Source organism: Spirosoma pomorum (assembly GCF_054776615.1).
The window spans coordinates 176,947-196,562 of record NZ_BAAHBP010000023.1 but is presented as its reverse complement, the minus strand read 5'-3'; the positions used below and the strand labels follow the sequence as shown (position 1 = coordinate 196,562).

The following is a 19,616-nucleotide window of genomic DNA, read 5'->3' as shown; positions in this document are numbered from 1 at the left end:
CCACACCTACTCAACATCATCAAACAGAAGCATGACCAATCGTTCTACCCATGCGTACGCACCTTATCAGGTCGTTGACGCGAACCAGTCCACCCGTCACTTTTTGCTTCCTTACACACGCCACTGGCCGTGGTATATACTATCGATCTGCCTGGCCCTGGCGGGCGCTTACGCCTACCTGCTTTACAAGCAACCCGTGTACCGGGTTCAGGCTAGTTTATTACTACAGGACGAAAAACACGGAAATGTACAGGCCAACCCACTCCAGGAACTTGAGGTCTATTCGCCCAAGAAAGTGGTCGAGAATGAACTTGAGGTGCTGAAATCCTCCGCGCTGATGGAGGAAGTGGTTAACAGCCTGCACCTGGATACCCGGTACTACCGAAATACGCGGTTTGGGAAACGGGAGATCTATACTGACTCCCCGGTCTGGGTGCTGGTAGAAGCAGGGAAGCCTTTGCTGTACAAGGACTTGATGACCCTGTCGTTCCCTACACCTCAGTCGGTTCGAATCGATAACGGACCAGCTTTACCGCTCAACCAGCGCGTGACGACTCCCTACGGACAATTGCGCATCCTGACAAGACGGCCCGTGAGCCCAAAGACACCGCCGGTACTGATTCAGGCGATGTCGCCGGTTGCGGCCGCGGGCAGGTACGCCAGTAGCCTGAAGGTAGAACCAACAAGCAAAACCTCGACTGTGGTGCGCCTGACGCTTGAAGACGCCGTACCAGAAAAAGGGGAAGCGATTCTAAATACATTGATTAAGGCCTACAACCAGGCGACGATAACGGATAAAAATCGGGTAGCCGCCAATACGCTCCAGTTCGTCGAAAAGCGGCTGCGGATCGTAGCGGGTGAGCTAGCTGGCGCTGAACGGACCGTCGAGCAGTACAAATCGAATCAGGGTATTACCGATCTGAGTGCGCAGGCGCAGTCGTACCTGCAAACATCGCAGCAGAACGATACCCAGCTTAGCCAGGTAACCATTCAATTGGCCGTCCTGGATGACCTGCAGGCCTTTATCACCACCCAGGCCGACAAGCGGGGTAGTACGCCAGCCACCGTTGGCTTGAACGATCCGACTCTACTGGGTGAAATCAACAAGTTGTCGGAGCTAGAACTAAAGCGGGACGGCCTCATGCAAACAGCTTCGGAGGAAAGCCCGCTGGTGCAGGCCACGGACAATCAGATAAAAACAACAAAGAACAACATCCAGCACAACATTCGTACGATGAAGGCGATGCTAACCAGCTCGCGTGATCAGTATGCCGCCAACAATGAGTTGCTCGAACGTAACGTGCGTACGCTGCCCAAACAAGAACGAGCACTGATGGATATCACCCGCCAGCAGAGCATTAAAAACAACCTGTATACGTACCTGCTCCAAAAGCGCGAAGAGATGGCCGTTACGTTTGCGGCTTCCGTAGCCGATAGCCGCACACTCGACGCAGCCAAGAGCAGCGATGATCCCGTGAAGCCCGTCGGCGTGGTGATGTATGCGCTCTTCGGCCTGGTTGGCCTATTAGTACCGACCGGTGCTATCGCGGGCTGGAACGTACTGAACACGCGGGTAAGCCGCCGACTCGATGTCGAAAACCTGACGCAGGTTCCCATTCTGGGCGAAGTCATGAACAAGCGGCACCGCGACGTACTGGTTGTGGCTCCTCATCAACAGTCGGTTATTGGTGAGCAGATCCGGACGATTCGGACCAACCTGCAAACCTGGAACGACGATACAGAACTCCGGCAGGTACTGCTCTTTACGTCCAGTATGAGCGGTGAAGGAAAATCGTTCGTTTCGCTGAACCTGGGTGCCAGTCTGGCTATGATGGGTCAACCGACAGTGATTGTGGAAATGGACATGCGCAGACCACGACTGCACCAGTTGTTCAAACTCGAAAACACCGTAGGACTCAGTTCCTACCTGAACGGTGAAGCCACCCTGGAGGAAATCATCAAACCGGTTCCGGGGCATCCAAACTACTACATCATTCCCAGCGGTCCGCTTCCCCCCGATCCATCGGAGTTGCTGGGGCAGCCCGCCGTGAAGCAGTTGATCACCTCGTTGCGTAATCAGTTCCAGTACGTTCTGCTCGATGCGCCCCCGGTTGGGATTGTTACGGATGCCAAACTGATTGCTCGTTACGTCGATACTACCCTGTTCGTGATCCGGCACGGCGTCACGCGTAAGCACAGTCTGAAACAACTCGAATTGCTGTATCAGGAACAGCGTTTCCAGAACCTGCGCATCGTGCTGAATGCCGTAGACGGTCGGGAAGCCTATCACTATAGCAATCACATCAAGAACGGTTACTCCTACCGATAAATAATTGATTTCTACCCCTTTTCACCCGGCCGTTAAGCCGGTTCAAGCAACGCTCGTGCGTGCAAACAACAACGGATATGCAGGCATCTACTGACGAAAAAACGCTGTATTTCCATCTGAACTACAGTGATACCGGTAAGACTAAAACCCAGACGAACAGACTGCGACTAACGGAATTTAAAAAACGGTCTTTTGACATTCTGATTGCCGGCATTATAACGGTGACGATTCTCATTTGGCTTATTCCTCTACTTTCTCTATTGATCAAATTGAATTCTTCAGGACCGGCCATATTCGTTCAGCTGCGGACCGGTCGCAACGGCCATATATTCCCGTGTTTGAAATTCAGGACTATGGTTTATAACCGTCAGGCAACGTTTCAGCAAGCCACCCGCCATGACCTTCGCATCACCCGGCTCGGGCGGTTTCTGCGCCGAACGAATCTGGATGAAATGCCGCAGTTCCTGAACGTACTGATCGGGCACATGAGTGTCGTTGGTCCGCGGCCGCACCCGCTCGCACTAGATGATTTGCACTGGGACTCGCTGCCCGGTTACCGGCACCGTTACGTTGTGCGGCCTGGCATTACGGGGTTAGCCCAGTCCCGGGGCGCGCGTGGAGAAACCGACGAGCCTTATAAAATGCGGATACGCGTGCGCTACGATCAACTCTACATCCAGCGGCAATCGACCCGGCTTGACGCCAAGATCTGCTGGTGGACGGTTCGGGCGGCCCTGCGCGGCAACAAGAACGCCTGGTAATCTGACACATCTTCTAAAACCAACTGACCACTATGGCCAAAATACTACAAGTTGATCTATACGATGCCGGTCTACGTACGGCCGTTAAGGAAACAATATGGGAGTGTGTGGCTTCGTCCAAGCAAAACAAATGCATCAGTGCAACCGGCGCTCATGGGCTGGTAACGGCCGTTAAAGAGCCGGAGTTTAAATCCGTACTTGACTCCTTCTACTGGAATTTGCCCGATGGTATGCCCGGCGTCTGGATTGGGAAGCTGAAAGGCGCCAAACGGATGACCCGCTGCTACGGTCCCGACTTCTTCCGGGATATATTCCAGAAGAGCAAAGACCTGAACATCAACCATTTTTTGTGCGGTGGCCAGGAAGGTGTCGCCAATGAACTGAAAGAAGCCGTTGCCCGCCAATTCGGCAATCACCGAGTGGTAGGTACTTTTTGCCCCCCCTTCCGGGAAATGACGGACGAGGAGCTGAAAGCTTTGGCCGAAACCATTAACCAGACCAATACCAATGTCGTCTGGATTGGGCTCAGCACGCCTAAACAGGAGCGGTTTGCCCGTCGGCTGGCGCAGTGGACCAACGTGCATTTCATCGTTACGGTGGGGGCCGCCTTTGACTTCCACACCGGCCGGGTGGTACAGGCTCCCGGCTGGATGCAGCAGCTGTCGCTGGAGTGGGCTTTCCGGTTAATGACCGAGCCAAAGCGCCTGTACAGACGCTACCTGGAGATAGTCCCAATGTTCATTTTTCTCAATCTGAAAGAAATTTTCTTACCTGTTAAATAACACATATTATGAAAAAAGCGCTCGTCTGTGGTGCTGGTGGCTTCATTGGTGGTCACCTAGTCAATCGGCTTAAATCGGAAGGATACTGGGTCCGGGGAGTCGACATCAAAGTCAATGAATATGACAACAATAACGCCGATGAGTTCATCACCGGTGATCTACGCGACCCCGAGGTGGCGAATGAGGTAATTACGGACGACCTGGACGAAATCTACCAGCTGGCGGCCGATATGGGGGGCGCGGGCTTCGTGTTTACCGGCACGAATGACGCAGCTATCATGCACAACTCGGTGCTCTGCAACCTGAACGTGCTGGAAGCCGCCAAGAACAAGGGTGTCCGACGAATCTTCTATTCGTCGTCGGCCTGCATGTACCCCGAATATAACCAGATGGACCCCAACAACCCTAAATGTTCGGAAGAATCGGCGTATCCGGCCGCTCCTGATAGCGAATACGGCTGGGAAAAACTTTTCTCGGAGCGGCTGTTTCTGGCCTACCAGAAGAATCACGGTATCGAAGCCCGGATTGCCCGGTTCCACAATATTTTCGGACCGCAGGGTACCTGGGACGGAGGACGTGAGAAAGCACCGGCGGCCGTTTGCCGGAAAGTAGCCATGGCCGAAGACGGAGACGCTATCGAGATCTGGGGCGACGGCAAGCAAACGCGGTCGTTCCTGATTGTTGACGAGTGCATCGACGGTATCCGGCGGCTGATGAACTCCGATTGCTCGGAGCCGGTCAACCTTGGTTCGGAAGAAATGATTTCGCTGAACGACTTCGCTAAAATGGTGATCAACATTTCTGGCAAAAATCTGACGATCAACAATATCTCTGGCCCGCTGGGAGTGCGCGGACGTAATTCCGACAACCAGTTGATCCAGGAAAAACTGGGCTGGGCACCGTCGATTCCCTTACGTAACGGCGTTGAAAAAACCTACGTCTGGATTACGGAGCAGGTCCAGAAAAGCGTGCTCGAACCGGTAGCGGCCTGATGGAACGTGTTACGGCTTCGCTCGACCAGCTCGACCGCGAGCTGACAGCCCACGATCAGGGATTCAAGCAGGTGTTTTTGCGAAACGGTGATACGCCCACCGCAATCACGCAGGTGGCGTACGGTACCTTTTCTCAGACAGACTACTGTGAACTGCATGCGCACGCTACTATGGAAGAATGTTTTTTCTTCATGAAAGGCACGGGCACTTACGTAGTCGCGGAACAGCACATCCGACTGGAACCGGGCGTTTTCGTCCGGATTCCGGCGGGGGTGCTCCACCGCCTGGAAGCCACCGGCCCTGAGCCACTGGAATACGTTTATTTCGGCGTGGCGACCGACTAATCGTCATCAGTACGTACCAATCCATGAGTCAAGCATGCTAACCAATCCGACGACAAGCACAAAAACAACCGACATCGGTGTAGCTGAGCTGTCAGGTCTACCCGTTGAGGGTGACCTGGCCCCGGCTTCCCATGCGGTTGCGCCCCGGCAGCCGGGTCTGTCGAAGCCGGTGCTTAAGCGGTTGGCGATCAACGTGGCTTCGTTATTCAGCGTTCAGGTAGCTAACATGCTGCTGCCACTGCTTACCGTACCCTATGTGGTGCGGATTATCGGCCCGGAGCGTCTGGGACTACTCAATTTCTCGCAGGCGTATGTCGCATATTTTACGTTGCTGATCAACTACGGGTTTGACATGGCCGCCGTCCGGACCATTGCCGCCAACCGAACGGATAAAGCCCTGGTTGATCGGCTGTTTAGTCAGGTAATCGTCGGCAAGGCCCTACTCTGGAGCCTATCTACGATTCTCTTTGCGGGAATTACGTGGAGCGTCCCCGATTTTCGGGCTCACTGGCTGCTGCACACCTGTACGTACCTCAGTTGCCTCGGCACAGTTTTGTTTCCGGTGTGGCTCTACCAGGCGATGGAAGACCTGGGCCGGGTGGCCCTGTTCAACCTGGTGGTGAAAGTCCTGTTCTCGCTATCCATCTTTCTGTTGATTCGGCAGGCCGACGATTATTTCTACCAGAATCTGTCGGTCAGTGTGGCGCAGGTGGTAGTAAGCGTCGTTGCTTTCCGGGTGGCGATAAAGCGGTTCGGGCTTACGTTTACCTGGCCGACCTCTAACGAGTTGATCCAGCGATTCCGCGCCGACAGTACGCTGTTCTTCTCGTCGGCCATGATTACGCTCTACGCAGGCTCGACCCTGTTTCTGGTGGGCCTGCTCAGTAATGCTTACGACGTTGGGATTTTCTCGGCGGGTACGCGACTCGAAGGAATTGCACGGTCATTCGTTACGCTGGGGCTGAATCAGGCATTTTTCCCGGTTGTCGCCAGTGCGTTCGGGCAGGGGCAGGATGAAGGATTACGGATGGTTCGGACCACTTTTTTTCCGCTGGTTGCGCTGATGCTGCTGATCTCGGTAGGCTTATGGCTTATCGCTCCGTTGTTCATCACCCTGTTTTACGGCGACAAATTCGGCGACGCCATCCTCGTGCTGCGCATCGTTTCGACGCTGCCTATTCTGATCGGGGTGAGCAATCTGCTGGGCTTTCACACGCTGCTCAACCTGCGCATGGACAAAGCCTTTTTCCGCATCACGGCCTTCGGGTCGGTGGTTGGTCTGCTGCTGAACACCTTGTTCATTCAGCGGCAGGGCTACCTGGGTGCGGCCTGGGCCTGGGTCGTCTCCGAAGCATTTATTGTGCTGGTTATGTACGGTTACCTACGCTACCGGGGGATACAGATCGTGCAGTGGAACTATCTACAGACCGCTATTCAGTTCAGTAAAGCCCGTATATCCGCTCTGCTGCCTTAAAAAACAACTTATGAAAACAGTAGCCGCCGTGGTGGTGACCTATAATCGGTTCGCCGATTTACAAAAATGCCTAACCAGTCTGCACCAGCAGACCCGGCCATTAGATGCTATCATCGTTATTAACAATGGCAGCACTGATGGCACGGCCGAGTGGCTGGACGAACAGCCGGGGTTACAGGTGGTGAATCAGCCAAACCTCGGTGGAGCGGGGGGATTCGCCACGGGCATCGACACAGCCTACAAAGCCGGCTATGACTGGCTCTGGTGCATGGATGACGACTGCCTGGCCGCCCCCGACGCGCTGGAAACCTTGCTAGCCTCACCCAATATCGGTCCCTGCATCAAGAACAGCGTTTCGGTCAGCAACAAAGACCACAGCGAACTGGCATTCTTCGTCGACCGGCCGAACCGCAGCTACCGAAAAGTGGCCGACATGGCTCCCTACGATCTGGTGTACGGCGTCGCCTTCTTTTTCAACGGCACCCTGATTAGTTCAGACGTTGTGAAGAACGTGGGGTTGCCCGACAAAAAACTATTTATCTGGGGTGACGAAGTCGAATACATGACTCGCGTTCAGAAGATGGGCTACCCGGTCGTTACGGTACCCCGATCCATTTTCTACCACCCGCCTTCCTTCGACCGGGACGGTATTCCCTGGCCGGGCGCCTGGAAGCAATATTACGCCGTTCGGAATCAGCGCCGGGTGTTTCAGAATATCCACGGGAATAAGTACGGCCTGCTGATCTTCATGAAATGGTCGGCGCGGGCCACAATGAGCCAGGCGGTTAGCCAGCACAACAACCGGCTGTACAACTTCCTGCTGTTCGGCGAAGCAGCTCTGGATAGCCTCTTTAACAACTTTCGCAAAAAACCCGGCGGCATTCTGACGGTGAAATTATATCACCTACTGAACAAGTAGCCAACTCTTTCTAAACAACCTCAACGTATGAAAATACTGCTTACATCAGTCGTTGCCCAAAGTTCGCGGACGGGCGTCACGGCCCATTACAACCGCTTACTGGCTCAACTGGCGGACGAGGGGGAGTCGGTGGAGCTGATTACGCCAGCTGATACCCCCCGCCTGCTAAAAAAGTGTCTGGGGGCGCTCCGGCGCGTAGCTGCCCGGTTCGGTCCTAACGGCCGGGTCTTATTCTGGGAACTGGAAAACTTCGTGAGCATCTGGGCCATCGTTCGCCAGCGCGGAGCCGGCACGTTTGACCTGATCCACGCCCAGGATGCTACGTCGGGTGCTGCGGCCGCTTTCGCGACCCGCTCGAACAATACCCCCGTGGCGGTAACCTGCCATTTCAACGATGACCCACTCAAAGAATACCGTGCCAACTACGCGATTGGTCCCTGGACCGACCGACAACTGACCCGCTGGTATCAGTTTCTATTTCGACAAGCCGACGCCTTCATTACCGTTTCGGACTATACGAAGCGAATGGCTGCCTGGCTGATTCCCAAACAGGTGCCCTGCGCGGTTATTCAGAACGGCGTCGAATTCCCGGTTCCTTTACCACCCCGCCGGAAACAGGGCTCTCTGATTATCGCCAATATCGGCACGCTGGAAGACCGTAAAAATCAGCGGATGCTGATCGAAGCGGCCGACGAACTGCGGAGCCGGGGTTTTGTCAATTTCCAGGTCTGGCTGTTGGGTGAAGGCGAAAAACGAGCGGAATGGCAGACACTGGTTCGGGAACGTAAATTAGAAGCTTACGTAACCTTTATGGGTTACCGACCCGACGTCATGACGATTATGCCGAAAGTGTCGCTTTACGTGCATACCGCCCTCAATGAGTCCTGGGGGTATACCATCACTGAAGCCATCGCTACTGGAACCCCCGTCCTGGCGCTCGCAACGGGCGGTATTCCCGAGCAGTTCGATACCCACCAGCCCGGACTGTTACCGGCGGACACAACCGCGACTGGGCTAGCCGATACCGTTCTCCGCTATCAGTTTGCCAACGCCCGACGCCATCTTGCCTATCAACAGCGGATATACGCGCAGAGCCGTTTTCGGCTGGACATCATGGTCGATAAGCACCGGGCTTTTTACCGGGACGTATTGAACCAGCAGGAAGTTGCTTACCAGCCAACTCCGGAAGCGGTTTACCTCGCTCCTTCCAGTCCGCAGGTCTGACCCACCATTTACCCCATTTAATCGTCTACCCCCGACCCAAAGGCCGCTAGTTGTACGATTCGTTACCGATCAATTCTGATTTTTCCTGCGTATATACATGAATGTTCTCTGGCTCGCCCCTACCGGTCAATCGTCGAAAGCTAAGCATCCGGTCCCCTGGATTACGTCGCTGGGCAGGCACCTGCTGGCAACCGGCAACGTAAACCTAAAAGTCGTTAGCTACAACCCATTTATCGAGCAGGATGAGGATATAATACTGGACGGCATCGACTACACGATCCTGAAAGTACCCGACGATAAGCGGGATCTCTTACGCGGGTATACGGGCCGGATCAACCGGGTGCAACAGCACCTGCGTGATGTAGCCGGTCAGTACGACCTGATGCATATTCACGGGGCTGAGCAGCAGTACCACGTCATGGGTAGTGCGGTCAGCTTACCCAAAGTATTATCAGCGCAGGGCTTCGTGACGGAATACTACCGCCACCTACCCAGACGTCCCGACTACCGGCATTTGTCGTGGCTGGTAGCAGGATACTACGAAAAGCGCTATCTGTCTCGCGTCAAACATTTCATCTGCCGCACGCACTGGGATAAGTCCATTGTGCGTCAATTACACCCAAAGGCTATCATTCACCACAACTGGGAAATGATTCGGCCGGAGTTCTACACGCCCATCGCCCCATCGACCGATCGCCAGGCCAATGCCGTGCTGTTCGTGGGGGGCACTAACTACATTAAGGGAATACGGGAAGCACTCCAGACCGTCGATCAGCTACGTAAAACCCTGCCCGTGCGGCTAATCGTTACCGGACCCGGTAGCCAGAATGATTTACTCCGGCTGGCGGATTCGCTGTCGCTGCGGAACATTCAGCCCGACGATATGGAGCACCGGGGCATGCTGTCGGCCGAGCAACTCTGGCAAACCTACCACGAAGCGTTCTGCCTGTTGCACCCGTCCTACATCGACAACAGCCCCAACAGCGTCTGCGAAGCCCAGCTGGCCGGATTGCCGGTAGTAGCCTCGGACGTAGGGGGCGTGTCGTCGCTGATTGAGCACAATGAAACCGGACTGCTGACCTCGTTGCGGGTAGCCGAACTGGTGCGGGCAGTTGACTCCTTGTGGTGGGATGCTGATCTGGGACGCTCACTGACCGAGCACGCCCGGCAGGTAGCGCTGGAGCGGTTTGATCCGCAACAGATCATTAGCACCACCGAGACGATTTACCGCGACGTACTAGCCAATCCGTAGCCGAAACAAACCACACCATGCAACGCTGGATCCATCGATTTCTGTTGTTCGTTCTCCTGTTCGGGGTCAGTGCGCTGACCTACGGGGGCAATTCGCTGAATCCTTTTCTGGATAAAGTTGTCAATGTATCGGCACTGCTGGGAATACCAGCGCTGATCATCGGCTATCCGAGCTACCCGCGTTTTTACAAAGTGATGGCCTGGCCGCTGCTGCTGGGTGTCATTCTGCTGGTTCTGGAATCGAAATACGAATATGGGCAGTACGTCTATTCCTTTTTCGTCATTAAGCGATTCATCTATTGCGGCTTAGCACTAAGTGCATTTTACGTAGCAGACCGGGCTGAACCGTTCCGGTTTGCGCTCATTCCTTACCTGATTCTGGCCTTTTTCTTTATCAACCAGATTTTGCTGGGGCAGATTTTCAGCTACGCCCTAACCTCCGAGACCCGGTCGACCACCGCGCCCGAAGCGCTGTATCTAGTCATTCCGTTTTTGTATTTTCTGGTCCTTTACCTGAAAGAGCACCGGCTGATCCACCTGCTGGCCAGCCTGTTTACGTTCGCCTTTATTGTTTTTCTGCTGCACCGGACGGTTATCTCGACAGCGGTCGTGGCTGCGGGTATGGTGATCGGAATCGCCGGTATGGGTCGGCTGACGACCACGACGACCGGTCTGCCCATTGGACGAACGCTGACGCTGTTTATCGTCCTGCTGACACTGATGGCACCACTAGCCGGTCTGTTGCCGGAAAGCAAGCTGAATTCATTTATGGAAAGTATCGGCGGAATTCTGGCGCCGGAGGAAGATAATACGGGTAGCTGGCGTGTCGAACAGTCCACTTACTACCTGAGTCAGGTTCCCGAGCGCCCCCTGCTTGGCTGGCGATACGATGGGTACGATCGGGGTGAAATCATGGAAAATGAAGACTTCCCGCAACGAGGAACCATCATTCACTCTCAGTACGTCGACATGCTATTCAACTACGGCGCGGTTGGTCTGGCGCTCAATCTGCTGCTGATCCTCGGTACGCTGGTGGTTATGTACAGCCGGAATTCAACGTTCGGCACCGAGCAGCTGGTTTTGTTCGGTTTCGCCGTCGGCGGACTGATTTATGCCGTTTCCTACCAGCTGCCCGTTGGCTTCTGGGGATTCCTGGGGCTGGGTATGTACTATGGCCTGAAGCGCCCATCGGACACGGAATCAGACAATTACTTACACGATCAAGCGCAGCCTGACGCGTTCTCACCGTCGGCTACCTTGACTGAACATCCTATACGATTATGATTTACATTGTTATTCCTGTACATAACCGACGGGAGTTTACCAGGGGATGCCTGGTCTCTCTGGCCGCTCAGACGTACCGTGATTATCGGATCGTTGTGGTCGACGACGGGTCGACCGACGGAACCGACATAATGATTAAGGAAGAATTTCCGGAGGTCGTCGTATTACGGGGTGACGGTAATCTGTGGTGGACGGAAGCGACGAACTGGGGAGTGCGCTATGCGCTGGAACAGCAGGACTGGCGGGTAGCCAACTTCGTGCTTACGCTTAACAACGATACGCTCGTCAGGCCGGACTACCTGCAAACGATGCTGGATGCGTATCAGCAGCACAAACCCTGCCTGATCGGTTCTACCTGCGTCGACAGTGAACAGCCCGACAAACTGGAGTACGTGGGTACGGCCTTTGAGCTGTACACAGCTGGCGGTCGGCGCATGGCCGAAGATTATGACTACAGTTACCCGGAACTAGTTCGCCGGGCTAGATTCGTGGAGTCGCAGTCATTGCCCGGACGGGGCACGCTGATCCCGACGGATGTGTTCGATAAGATCGGCCTGTACGATTCCAAACATTACATCCATTACCTGTCTGATATCGAATTTTCGGTGCGCGCCCGGAAAGCCGGGTATCGCCTGATCGTCAACGTGGCCAGCCTGGTCTATGAATACGTCAATTCTACCAGTTCGCTGATTACCCATCAGGCCGGCTGGAAGGAGTTCTGGCAGGGCTTTACGTCGATCAAGTCTCCGACCAACCTCAAAATTCGCTACCGATTCGCGATTACCCACTCCCGGACGAAGCAGTTCTATTTTGTCTGTGACGTATCGCGCATCTGCGCGGGCTTTTTACTCCGAAAAATGCGCTCGGTTAAACCGGTCTAATCCATGAAAAACGTGTTGTTATCGGCTTATGCCTGCCTACCCAACCACGGCTCCGAAGAGGGAAACGGCTGGAATTACGCGACGTTACTCAGCGAGAGTGGCTTTATCATCCACTGCCTGACAACGCGCCAAAATCGCACGGCCATTGAACCGGCGCTGTCCGATAACGCTTTTCCCAACCTGACCATGCATTACGTAGGCATGCCGGCATGGGCCGACCGGTATTATCACCAGGGGCTAATTGGTATGTACCTTCACTACATCTACTGGCAGTGGCGCGCCTATCAGTTAGGGCGTCAGCTTGATCAGCGATACACGTTCGATCTGGTTCACCATGTCACCTACGGCAGTATTCAGCTGGGCAGCTTCCTCTACAAACTGGGCAAACCGTTTATTTTCGGGCCAGTCGGGGGAGGGCAGCGCGCGCCTAAAGCCTTCCGACGCTACTTCGGGTCCTACTGGACGCGCGAATGGATGCGCGAATGGGTCAGCACGATCTTGCAGTACTGCAATCCCGGCTTTTCGCGGGCGGTACGACTGGCCGACCGGGTGGTCGTCACGAACGCGGATACGTTTCGACTGGCCCGGCAGTTACGTCCTCTTCGGCCCATCGACCGGATGCTCGATGCGGGCCTGAGCCGGTCGTTTCTGCCCCCCCGGGCTATCGAACGCCAGCCGGGTGACACGCTCAATCTATTGTGGGTTGGGCGGTTGATGCCCCGTAAAGCGCTGGAACTAACCATTCACGCCTTTAGCAAAGTCAACCCGACATTACCCATCAACCTGACCATCGTTGGAGGAAAAGGCGAAATGGTCGAGCAGGTGTCGGCCTACATCGAGCAGTACGGAGTAGCCAGCCGGGTTAACTGGGTGGGACAAGTCTCTTACGCTGAGATGAACCAGTACTACCAACAGGCAGACGTATTTTTCTTCACGAGCCTACGCGATTCGTGTCCTATGCAACTGCTGGAAGCGATGGCTTATTCACTGCCCGTCGTTACGCTCGACCTGCACGGGCAGGCCGAACTAGTAGCTGACAGAACCGGACTAAAAGTCGCCGTTGGGACGCCGGAGCAGGTGACGACCGACCTGGCCCGTGCCATCGAACAGCTGTATGATAATCCAGATGAACGGCTGGAAATGGGTCGGGCGGCTTACGCATTCGCCCAGTCGCAGGCGTGGGATGTCAAGATCAATCAGGTCATCAATCACATTTACCCAAGCGTGCTGGGCTATTCGCCCATCAGTGCAACGGAACCTACCCTGGCCGGCGCCCAACAGACGTAACGAGTCAACAGGACGCTCCCCTAAAACCTGAAGCAGTATGGCAACGATGAATTATCTGGTCAGTACGATCCGGAAGACGCTGAAGAACCAGGCTCCGCTGCTAGCCCGACCGTTCGGGCTGGATATGCTCAGCAGAACGCAAACGGAAGCCTATCTCCGACCGTCGCTGATTGCCCGTAGCCAGAGCAGCGCCATCCAGTTGCCCGCTACGCGTGATTATGGGGCTGACAACCGACTTATTTTCGACGAAACAGCGGTAACCTCAGCGGCTACGCACGTCTGGGCCTGCCAGAACGCAAATCAGCGCATGCATCAGTTGCGAAACGGAAGCGTACGTAGTGGTGCCAAAGTACTGGACACCGATTTTGGTACATCGACATTGTTCAGTGATTTGTTCGCAACCAAAAAACGAACGGTCCGGGAAACCCAGCTCCTGATTGCTCCCTGGAGTCATTACTGGGGCGGTTATTATGATTATCTGCTATTTGTAGTGGCAAAGCTGTGCCGGATCAAGAACGCGTTACCCGAAGCCGATTTTGCGAAGGCCGTAGTGGCGTATCCGTTACTAAACACATCGTTCGAGCAGGAATTGCTCGCTCAGCTAGGCATCCGCCCCGACAACATTATCGACAGTCGAACCCACGCCCTGCAGTTCGACACCTGCTTCCTGGGTGACAACGACCCCGGTTGGTTTTATCCGAATCGAACGGACGTACTCGCTTTACAGCGGCAGGTAATGGCCAATACACCGCTACCGACGGACACGCCGAAACGTCTGTACATCAGCCGGGCTGGCCGCCGACGGGTACGTAATGAAGCGGCCCTGATCCGGTTACTGGAAACGTATGGTTTCACTCCGATTGAGGACAAACCGCGAAGCCTGGCCGAGCAGGTAGCCCTGTACAGCAATGCTTCGCATATCGTCGGTCCGCATGGCGCTTCGTTCGCCAATATACTCTGGTGTCAGCCGGGTACTCAGCTGCTCGAATTATTTGCGCCGAATTACGCGCCGGATTACTTCCGCTACCTGGCCCACCTGCTCGGCCTGCACTATACGGCCCATTGTGCCGGACCGGTTGGCACCTACGATCACGCCTACGTCAACGCGGACCTTTCTGTCGCGCTAGGCCCGCTCGAACGGCGGCTGGATCAGTTGGTTGGCGTTCGTGACATTTCGCATTAATGAACGGGCGACCTAAAAATAAATACACCTACTTAACTATATCCCAGATTGACAACAGCCTTGCATTTCGCTGTCAGTCTAAACCAATCAACGTTATGAAAAAAGTACTTATATCCGCTTATTCCTGCGTTCCGGACATGGGTTCGGAAGAAGGAAACGGCTGGTATTATTCGTCACTGGTCAGCCAGCAGGGCTATCAGGTGTGGTGCCTGACCCGCGACCTGGGAAAATCCAGGATCGAACAGAAACTGCGGACGGTCCCGCATCCGAATCTCAACTTCGTTTACGTCACCCTTCCCCGCTGGGCCGAAAAAGCGTTTCACTGGGGACTTGTCGGTATGTACTTCCATTACATTTACTGGCAGTGGACAGCCTGGCGTATGGCCAAGCAGTTGGACCAGCAGCACCCGTTCGATCTGGTTCATCATGTCAGTTACACTAGTCTTCAGCTGGGCAGTTTTATGTACAAGCTCGGCCGACCATTCATTTACGGACCCGTTGGGGGCGGTCAGGAAACCCCCGCTTCGATGCGCCGATATTTCGGTCCCTACTGGTGGAAAGAGCAGTTGCGGTCGGTAGTGAGCCAGTTGCTGACCCGTTTCAATCCTGGCTGCTACCGATCCGTTCAGTCGGCCAATTACCTGCTGGTCCGCAATGAAGATACCCGCCGGTTGGCGAATACCATGGGCCGCGTGGAGCGCATTGAGAAAGAAATCGGTGGAGTTGGCGAAAAATTCATTCCTTCGGAGCCAATTCATCGTCCCGTTCACAAGACGTTGGAGCTGGTCTGGGTTGGGCGGCTGATGCCCCGCAAAGGCCTCGAGCTCTCTCTGCACGGATTAAGTAAAGTAGACAGTCGTTTACCGGTTCACCTGACTATCGTGGGCGACGGCGAAATGGGGCAGTACATCCCTGACTACCTCAAAACCTACCAACTGGGCGACCGGGTTACCTGGGTCGGCAAAGTAAGTTTCGATCAGATTGATCGGTACTACCGGCAGGCAGACGCGTTTTACTTCACCAGCCTGCGCGATACCCAGCCAGCTCAGGTACTGGAAGCGATGGCCTATTCGCTACCCGTCGTAACGCTTGACTTGCACGGACAGGCCGATCTGGTTAGTCCGGCGACTGGCATTCGGGTGCCCGTCACAGACTCTGAAACGGTAGCTAGTGAACTGGCCCGCGCTATCGAGTGGCTGTATCATAACCCGGAACAGCGAACGGAAATGGGCCAGAACGCGTACGACTTTGCCCGTCAGAAGAACTGGTCGGCGAAAGTGAAGCACGTCATTCGGAAATACTACAATCCGCTGATTGAGCAGGGTGTCAGTTTGTCCCTCGTTCTGAGCCAGTTACCAGAATACTAAATCGCCGACCCTATACGGCAGTACCTAACTCCGACCGCGTCGAAGTCTTACCCCATAACCGGGTCTTATCCAACTAAATTCTCGTGCATGACATCTACAAAACAACACGTAGGTTGGCTTGGCTTTTTGATTGTCATTCTGCTGTCAGTCAGTCTCGTTACGTCCCTGTTTTTCAAGGCACAATGGCTCTGGATGGATGAGGTGCTCAGCTACCTGCTCATTTCAGATCCGTCGGTTACGCACATGAATGAGGCCGTCGTGAGCGGAATGGACGCCAATCCTCCGCTGTTTGCGAACATATACTGGTTTCTCTTCCATACGATCAGTTCGAATCCGCTGTTTTTACGAAGTATTTCGGTGCTCCTGTTCGCAGTCACTATTGCTTTATTGTACGGGTACACTACCAGGCTAACCGGAACGCCCGTGATGAATTTCGTACTCATCACAGCCATTGTTGCCCTGACCTACCTGAACCTGCTTCTCTCAACGCAAATCCGCGCTTATTCGCTGTTTTTGCTCATCAGCCTCGGGTATTTCGTCGCAGCGCATCGCCTGATCACTACGCCTACGCAGGTAAAGTGGTTGGTTTCGTTTAGTTCGCTGGGGCTACTGCTAACGTTTACGCATAATTTTGGGCTGTTCTATCTGACGGCATCAGGCATCTTTTTCGCCTTCCTGTTGCTCTGGTCGCGACAACGAGACTACCTGTTCGTGCTGGCGGCTCACGGTTTCGCCGGGCTGATTTGGCTGCTGGGCTGGTATACCAAGTTTGTTATCCAGACCGACGCCGGCAAACCCCACTCCTGGATTCCGCAACCCACGTTCGTCTCGTTTTTTCACACCGTTGGTGAACTGATTCCATCCCTGTCATCGGCGCTAGAAAATCGCTTCTGGCTACTGCCCGTCCTACGGTTTACGTTCGTGCTGGCTCTATTTGTTTATCTGGCGCTTCCTCGACTACGAGCTGGCTTCCAGGCGGCTCTAACCGACAAAGCCTTTACGTTCTACCTGCTGGCGGGTTTCATCTACGTACTGACGATCGGCATCGCGCTGGTCGTTACCCTCGTTCATACCTCCGTGTTCATCAGTCGCTATCTGTGGCCAAGTCACCTGCTGCTGATTTACCAGTTGGTCTATGCCTGGTACGCGCTGGGCAAACAATGGACCTTCCGGTTCCGGCCCTGGACTCCGCGCCTACTGGCGATGTATGGCCTCCTACTGGCCGGGTTCGTTTTTTACCAGAACCGGAAGGTTGTCATTTTCCCGAGCGGGGTGCTGAGTTATCTGCCTCAGTTAGACAAGCGGTACCCGGTCTTCGTAGAAACGGCGGATTACTTCCTGCCCATTTGGTTTCACAACAAAGACAGCCGCGTGCATTATCTGCTGGACTGGAATACCGCCGTTCGGGAAGGCAACAACCTCAACGCAACGGTAGCGCATAAGATCCTCAAATCAGTTCGGGACAACTATCAGGTGACCAGCATACTACCCGTACAAAATTTCACTCAAACGGCAGTACCGCACTTTTACGTCGTCGATGAAAGCAGCCAGTATCAGATCGAACATTTCATTCGCACTGGTCAGGTACGCGTCATTCGTGAATTACCGATCCACATCAAAGGACACCGGCTGCTGGAATGCACGCTTCAATCTTAATCATTCAGCTCCCAACGATTGCCCCAGAGTACCTACAACAATCTAATGAATAACTTATGAACACATTCAGAAATGCGCTACCGGTACTGCTCCTGCTGGTAAGCCTATCGGTCCTGCTCAACGCCTGTAAAAAAGGAACCGACGAACCCGAACCAACACCCAGCATAACGGCCATTACCAGCATTGACCCAGCCACGGCCCCGGTTAACAGCACGATTGCGGTCAACGGCACCAATTTTAGTTCGGACCCTGGCAGCAATACCATTACCATTGGTGGAGTACCAGCCACAATCGTATCGGCAACCGATACGCGTCTAGTCGTTGTGGTACCGGCTGGCGCGACTAACGGTCCTATCTCGGTAACGGCTGGTGGCCAAACAGCCCAGAGCATAACGGCATTTACCGTAGCCATTACGCCCATCAAACCCGTCAGAGAAGTGATTGGAACAACATTCGCCAACCAGCGCTGGCGAAAAGATACGGTTTACATACTGCGGGGGCTGGTCTATATTCCAGCCGATTTTACGCTGACGATCGAGCCTGGTACGGTTATCAAAGGGGCTGGTCCCGAACGCGATCCTACCGGAACGAACCACGCGGGGGCACTGATCGTTGAGCGCCGGGGAAAAATTATCGCCCAGGGCACGGCTACGCAACCCATTATTTTTACGTCGGCGAAAGCCGCTGGTCAACGTACCTACGGCGACTGGGGCGGCTTGGTTCTAATTGGCAAATCACCAATTAACCAGCCCGGCCTGACTCCTAACCCGAACGGAATTCGGGGCACGGTGGAAACCTACGGCGAACCGTTCGACAACTCCGGCACCCTCCAATACGTGCGCATCGAATACGCGGGTGCCGTGCAGCCTACCACGCCCGCTACCCGCTTAAACGGCCTGTCCTTGTACGGCGTAGGATCGAATACAATCATTGATCACGTTCAGGTCTCCTACAGCGGCAGCGATGCCTTTTCGTGGTTTGGTGGCTCAGCCAACCTCAAATACGTGGTCGCCCACCGCAGTTTTGACGACGACTGGAGTGTAGACTGGGGGTATACGGGGAACGTACAGTTTGGTGTGGCGCTCCGCGACCAAGACGTAGCCGACCCGTCGGGTTCGAATGGTTTTGAGGTGGAGAATTTCACCTCGACGACCGCTACTGATGTATCGCCCGTCGTTCAGGTCAACGGGCTGCCCCAGACGGCACCCGTCTTTACGAATATCAGTAACTTTGCTTCGACCAGCGCTCCCACGACAGCTACCCGCCCCGGCGGTACTGGTGTTTACACAGCTGGCATTTATCTGCGTAGAAACAGTGCCATCAGCATTTATAATTCAATCATTTATGGCTACCCCGAGGGCCTCCATATCGAGTCGGCAACGGGCTCAGCGCTGAACGGCGGGACAATTGATTTGCGAGGAATAGTATTGGCCAACGTACTGACGCCCGTGGTGGGTGCCGGCGTCATCACCTCCGATGTGTTGTCGAGCTACTTCGCCACGGCCGGGCGCAGCAACCAGCTTATATCCTCGTCGGACATCCCTTCACTGCTGCTAAACGGGGCAAACTTTACGCTAACTACCCCGAATTTACTCCCTCAGGCTTCTTCGCCCCTGCTGGCCGGAGCTGTGACAGGAGATAAAGTTGGTAACGCATTCTTTACGTCTGTATCGTATCGGGGGGCGTTTGGTGCCAACAACTGGCTGGCCAGCTGGACGAATTTCAACCCGCAAAATACGGACTACGATCGGTAATAGTCACCCAGAGCTGCGCCATCAATCTCATCACTTTTCCCATTAGTGAACGTTAACGGTTAAGTACGGAAATTGCTAGGTTTGGCTTGATCGTCTCCATGTACACGTCTACAATACGTCAGACCTAT

At 54.6% G+C, this 19,616-nt stretch carries 16 protein-coding genes; all 16 read left to right on the top strand.

Annotation, left to right across the window (positions count from 1 at the left end; all coding sequences use genetic code 11):
• The first annotated feature begins 31 nt into the window (after nucleotides 1-31).
• The 16 genes from ACYVAD_RS13490 to ACYVAD_RS13415 all read left to right on the top strand — a co-directional run bounded on the left by ACYVAD_RS13490 (nucleotide 32) and on the right by ACYVAD_RS13415 (nucleotide 19,488).
• Nucleotides 32-2,329 (top strand): GumC family protein, encoded by a 2,298-nt coding sequence (locus ACYVAD_RS13490; RefSeq protein ID WP_461140023.1) that lies wholly within the window; start codon nucleotides 32-34, stop codon nucleotides 2,327-2,329.
• A 77-nt stretch (nucleotides 2,330-2,406) separates the two neighbouring features.
• Nucleotides 2,407-3,090, top strand: a complete 684-nt coding sequence (locus tag ACYVAD_RS13485; RefSeq protein WP_461140022.1) for a sugar transferase — start codon at nucleotides 2,407-2,409, stop codon at nucleotides 3,088-3,090.
• A gap of 32 nt (nucleotides 3,091-3,122) precedes the next feature.
• Complete coding sequence (locus ACYVAD_RS13480) at nucleotides 3,123-3,872, top strand: WecB/TagA/CpsF family glycosyltransferase (RefSeq protein ID WP_461140021.1); 750 nt, start codon at nucleotides 3,123-3,125, stop codon at nucleotides 3,870-3,872.
• An 8-nt stretch (nucleotides 3,873-3,880) separates the two neighbouring features.
• On the top strand, nucleotides 3,881-4,864 hold the full coding sequence (locus ACYVAD_RS13475; RefSeq protein WP_461140020.1) for an NAD-dependent epimerase/dehydratase family protein: 984 nt from the start codon (nucleotides 3,881-3,883) through the stop codon (nucleotides 4,862-4,864).
• Nucleotides 4,864-5,208, top strand: a complete 345-nt coding sequence (locus ACYVAD_RS13470; RefSeq protein ID WP_461140019.1) for a cupin domain-containing protein — start codon at nucleotides 4,864-4,866, stop codon at nucleotides 5,206-5,208. Before ACYVAD_RS13475 ends, ACYVAD_RS13470 begins: the two co-directional genes overlap by 1 nt.
• Before the next feature lie 34 nt (nucleotides 5,209-5,242).
• Nucleotides 5,243-6,682, top strand: a complete 1,440-nt coding sequence (locus ACYVAD_RS13465) for a flippase (RefSeq protein ID WP_461140018.1) — start codon at nucleotides 5,243-5,245, stop codon at nucleotides 6,680-6,682.
• 10 nt (nucleotides 6,683-6,692) lie between these two features.
• On the top strand, nucleotides 6,693-7,601 hold the full coding sequence (locus ACYVAD_RS13460; protein ID WP_461140017.1) for a glycosyltransferase family 2 protein: 909 nt from the start codon (nucleotides 6,693-6,695) through the stop codon (nucleotides 7,599-7,601).
• A 27-nt stretch (nucleotides 7,602-7,628) separates the two neighbouring features.
• Nucleotides 7,629-8,825 (top strand): glycosyltransferase family 4 protein, encoded by a 1,197-nt coding sequence (locus ACYVAD_RS13455; RefSeq protein ID WP_461140016.1) that lies wholly within the window; start codon nucleotides 7,629-7,631, stop codon nucleotides 8,823-8,825.
• A gap of 97 nt (nucleotides 8,826-8,922) precedes the next feature.
• Nucleotides 8,923-10,077 carry a glycosyltransferase family 4 protein gene (locus ACYVAD_RS13450; RefSeq protein WP_461140015.1) on the top strand — a complete coding sequence of 385 codons (1,155 nt, stop codon included), beginning with the start codon at nucleotides 8,923-8,925 and terminating at the stop codon, nucleotides 10,075-10,077.
• Between the two features lie 17 nt (nucleotides 10,078-10,094).
• Nucleotides 10,095-11,360, top strand: a complete 1,266-nt coding sequence (locus ACYVAD_RS13445; protein WP_461140014.1) for an O-antigen ligase family protein — start codon at nucleotides 10,095-10,097, stop codon at nucleotides 11,358-11,360.
• Complete coding sequence (locus ACYVAD_RS13440) at nucleotides 11,357-12,241, top strand: glycosyltransferase family 2 protein (protein WP_461140013.1); 885 nt, start codon at nucleotides 11,357-11,359, stop codon at nucleotides 12,239-12,241. The genes ACYVAD_RS13445 and ACYVAD_RS13440 overlap by 4 nt, the downstream gene beginning before the upstream one ends.
• 3 nt (nucleotides 12,242-12,244) lie before the next feature.
• Entirely contained in the window at nucleotides 12,245-13,528 is a 1,284-nt protein-coding gene (locus ACYVAD_RS13435) for a glycosyltransferase family 4 protein (RefSeq protein WP_461140012.1), read from the top strand.
• A gap of 37 nt (nucleotides 13,529-13,565) precedes the next feature.
• Nucleotides 13,566-14,711, top strand: coding sequence for a glycosyltransferase family 61 protein (locus ACYVAD_RS13430; protein WP_461140011.1), 1,146 nt, complete (start codon nucleotides 13,566-13,568; stop codon nucleotides 14,709-14,711).
• Between the two features lie 95 nt (nucleotides 14,712-14,806).
• A complete protein-coding gene (locus ACYVAD_RS13425) occupies nucleotides 14,807-16,078 on the top strand; it encodes a glycosyltransferase family 4 protein (protein ID WP_461140010.1) in 1,272 nt (423 codons plus the stop codon).
• 87 nt (nucleotides 16,079-16,165) lie between these two features.
• The gene (locus tag ACYVAD_RS13420; protein ID WP_461140009.1) at nucleotides 16,166-17,734 is read left to right on the top strand and encodes a hypothetical protein; all 1,569 of its coding nucleotides are present in this window, start codon (nucleotides 16,166-16,168) and stop codon (nucleotides 17,732-17,734) included.
• A gap of 56 nt (nucleotides 17,735-17,790) precedes the next feature.
• Nucleotides 17,791-19,488 (top strand): IPT/TIG domain-containing protein, encoded by a 1,698-nt coding sequence (locus ACYVAD_RS13415; protein ID WP_461140008.1) that lies wholly within the window; start codon nucleotides 17,791-17,793, stop codon nucleotides 19,486-19,488.
• Nucleotides 19,489-19,616: the final 128 nt, after the last annotated feature.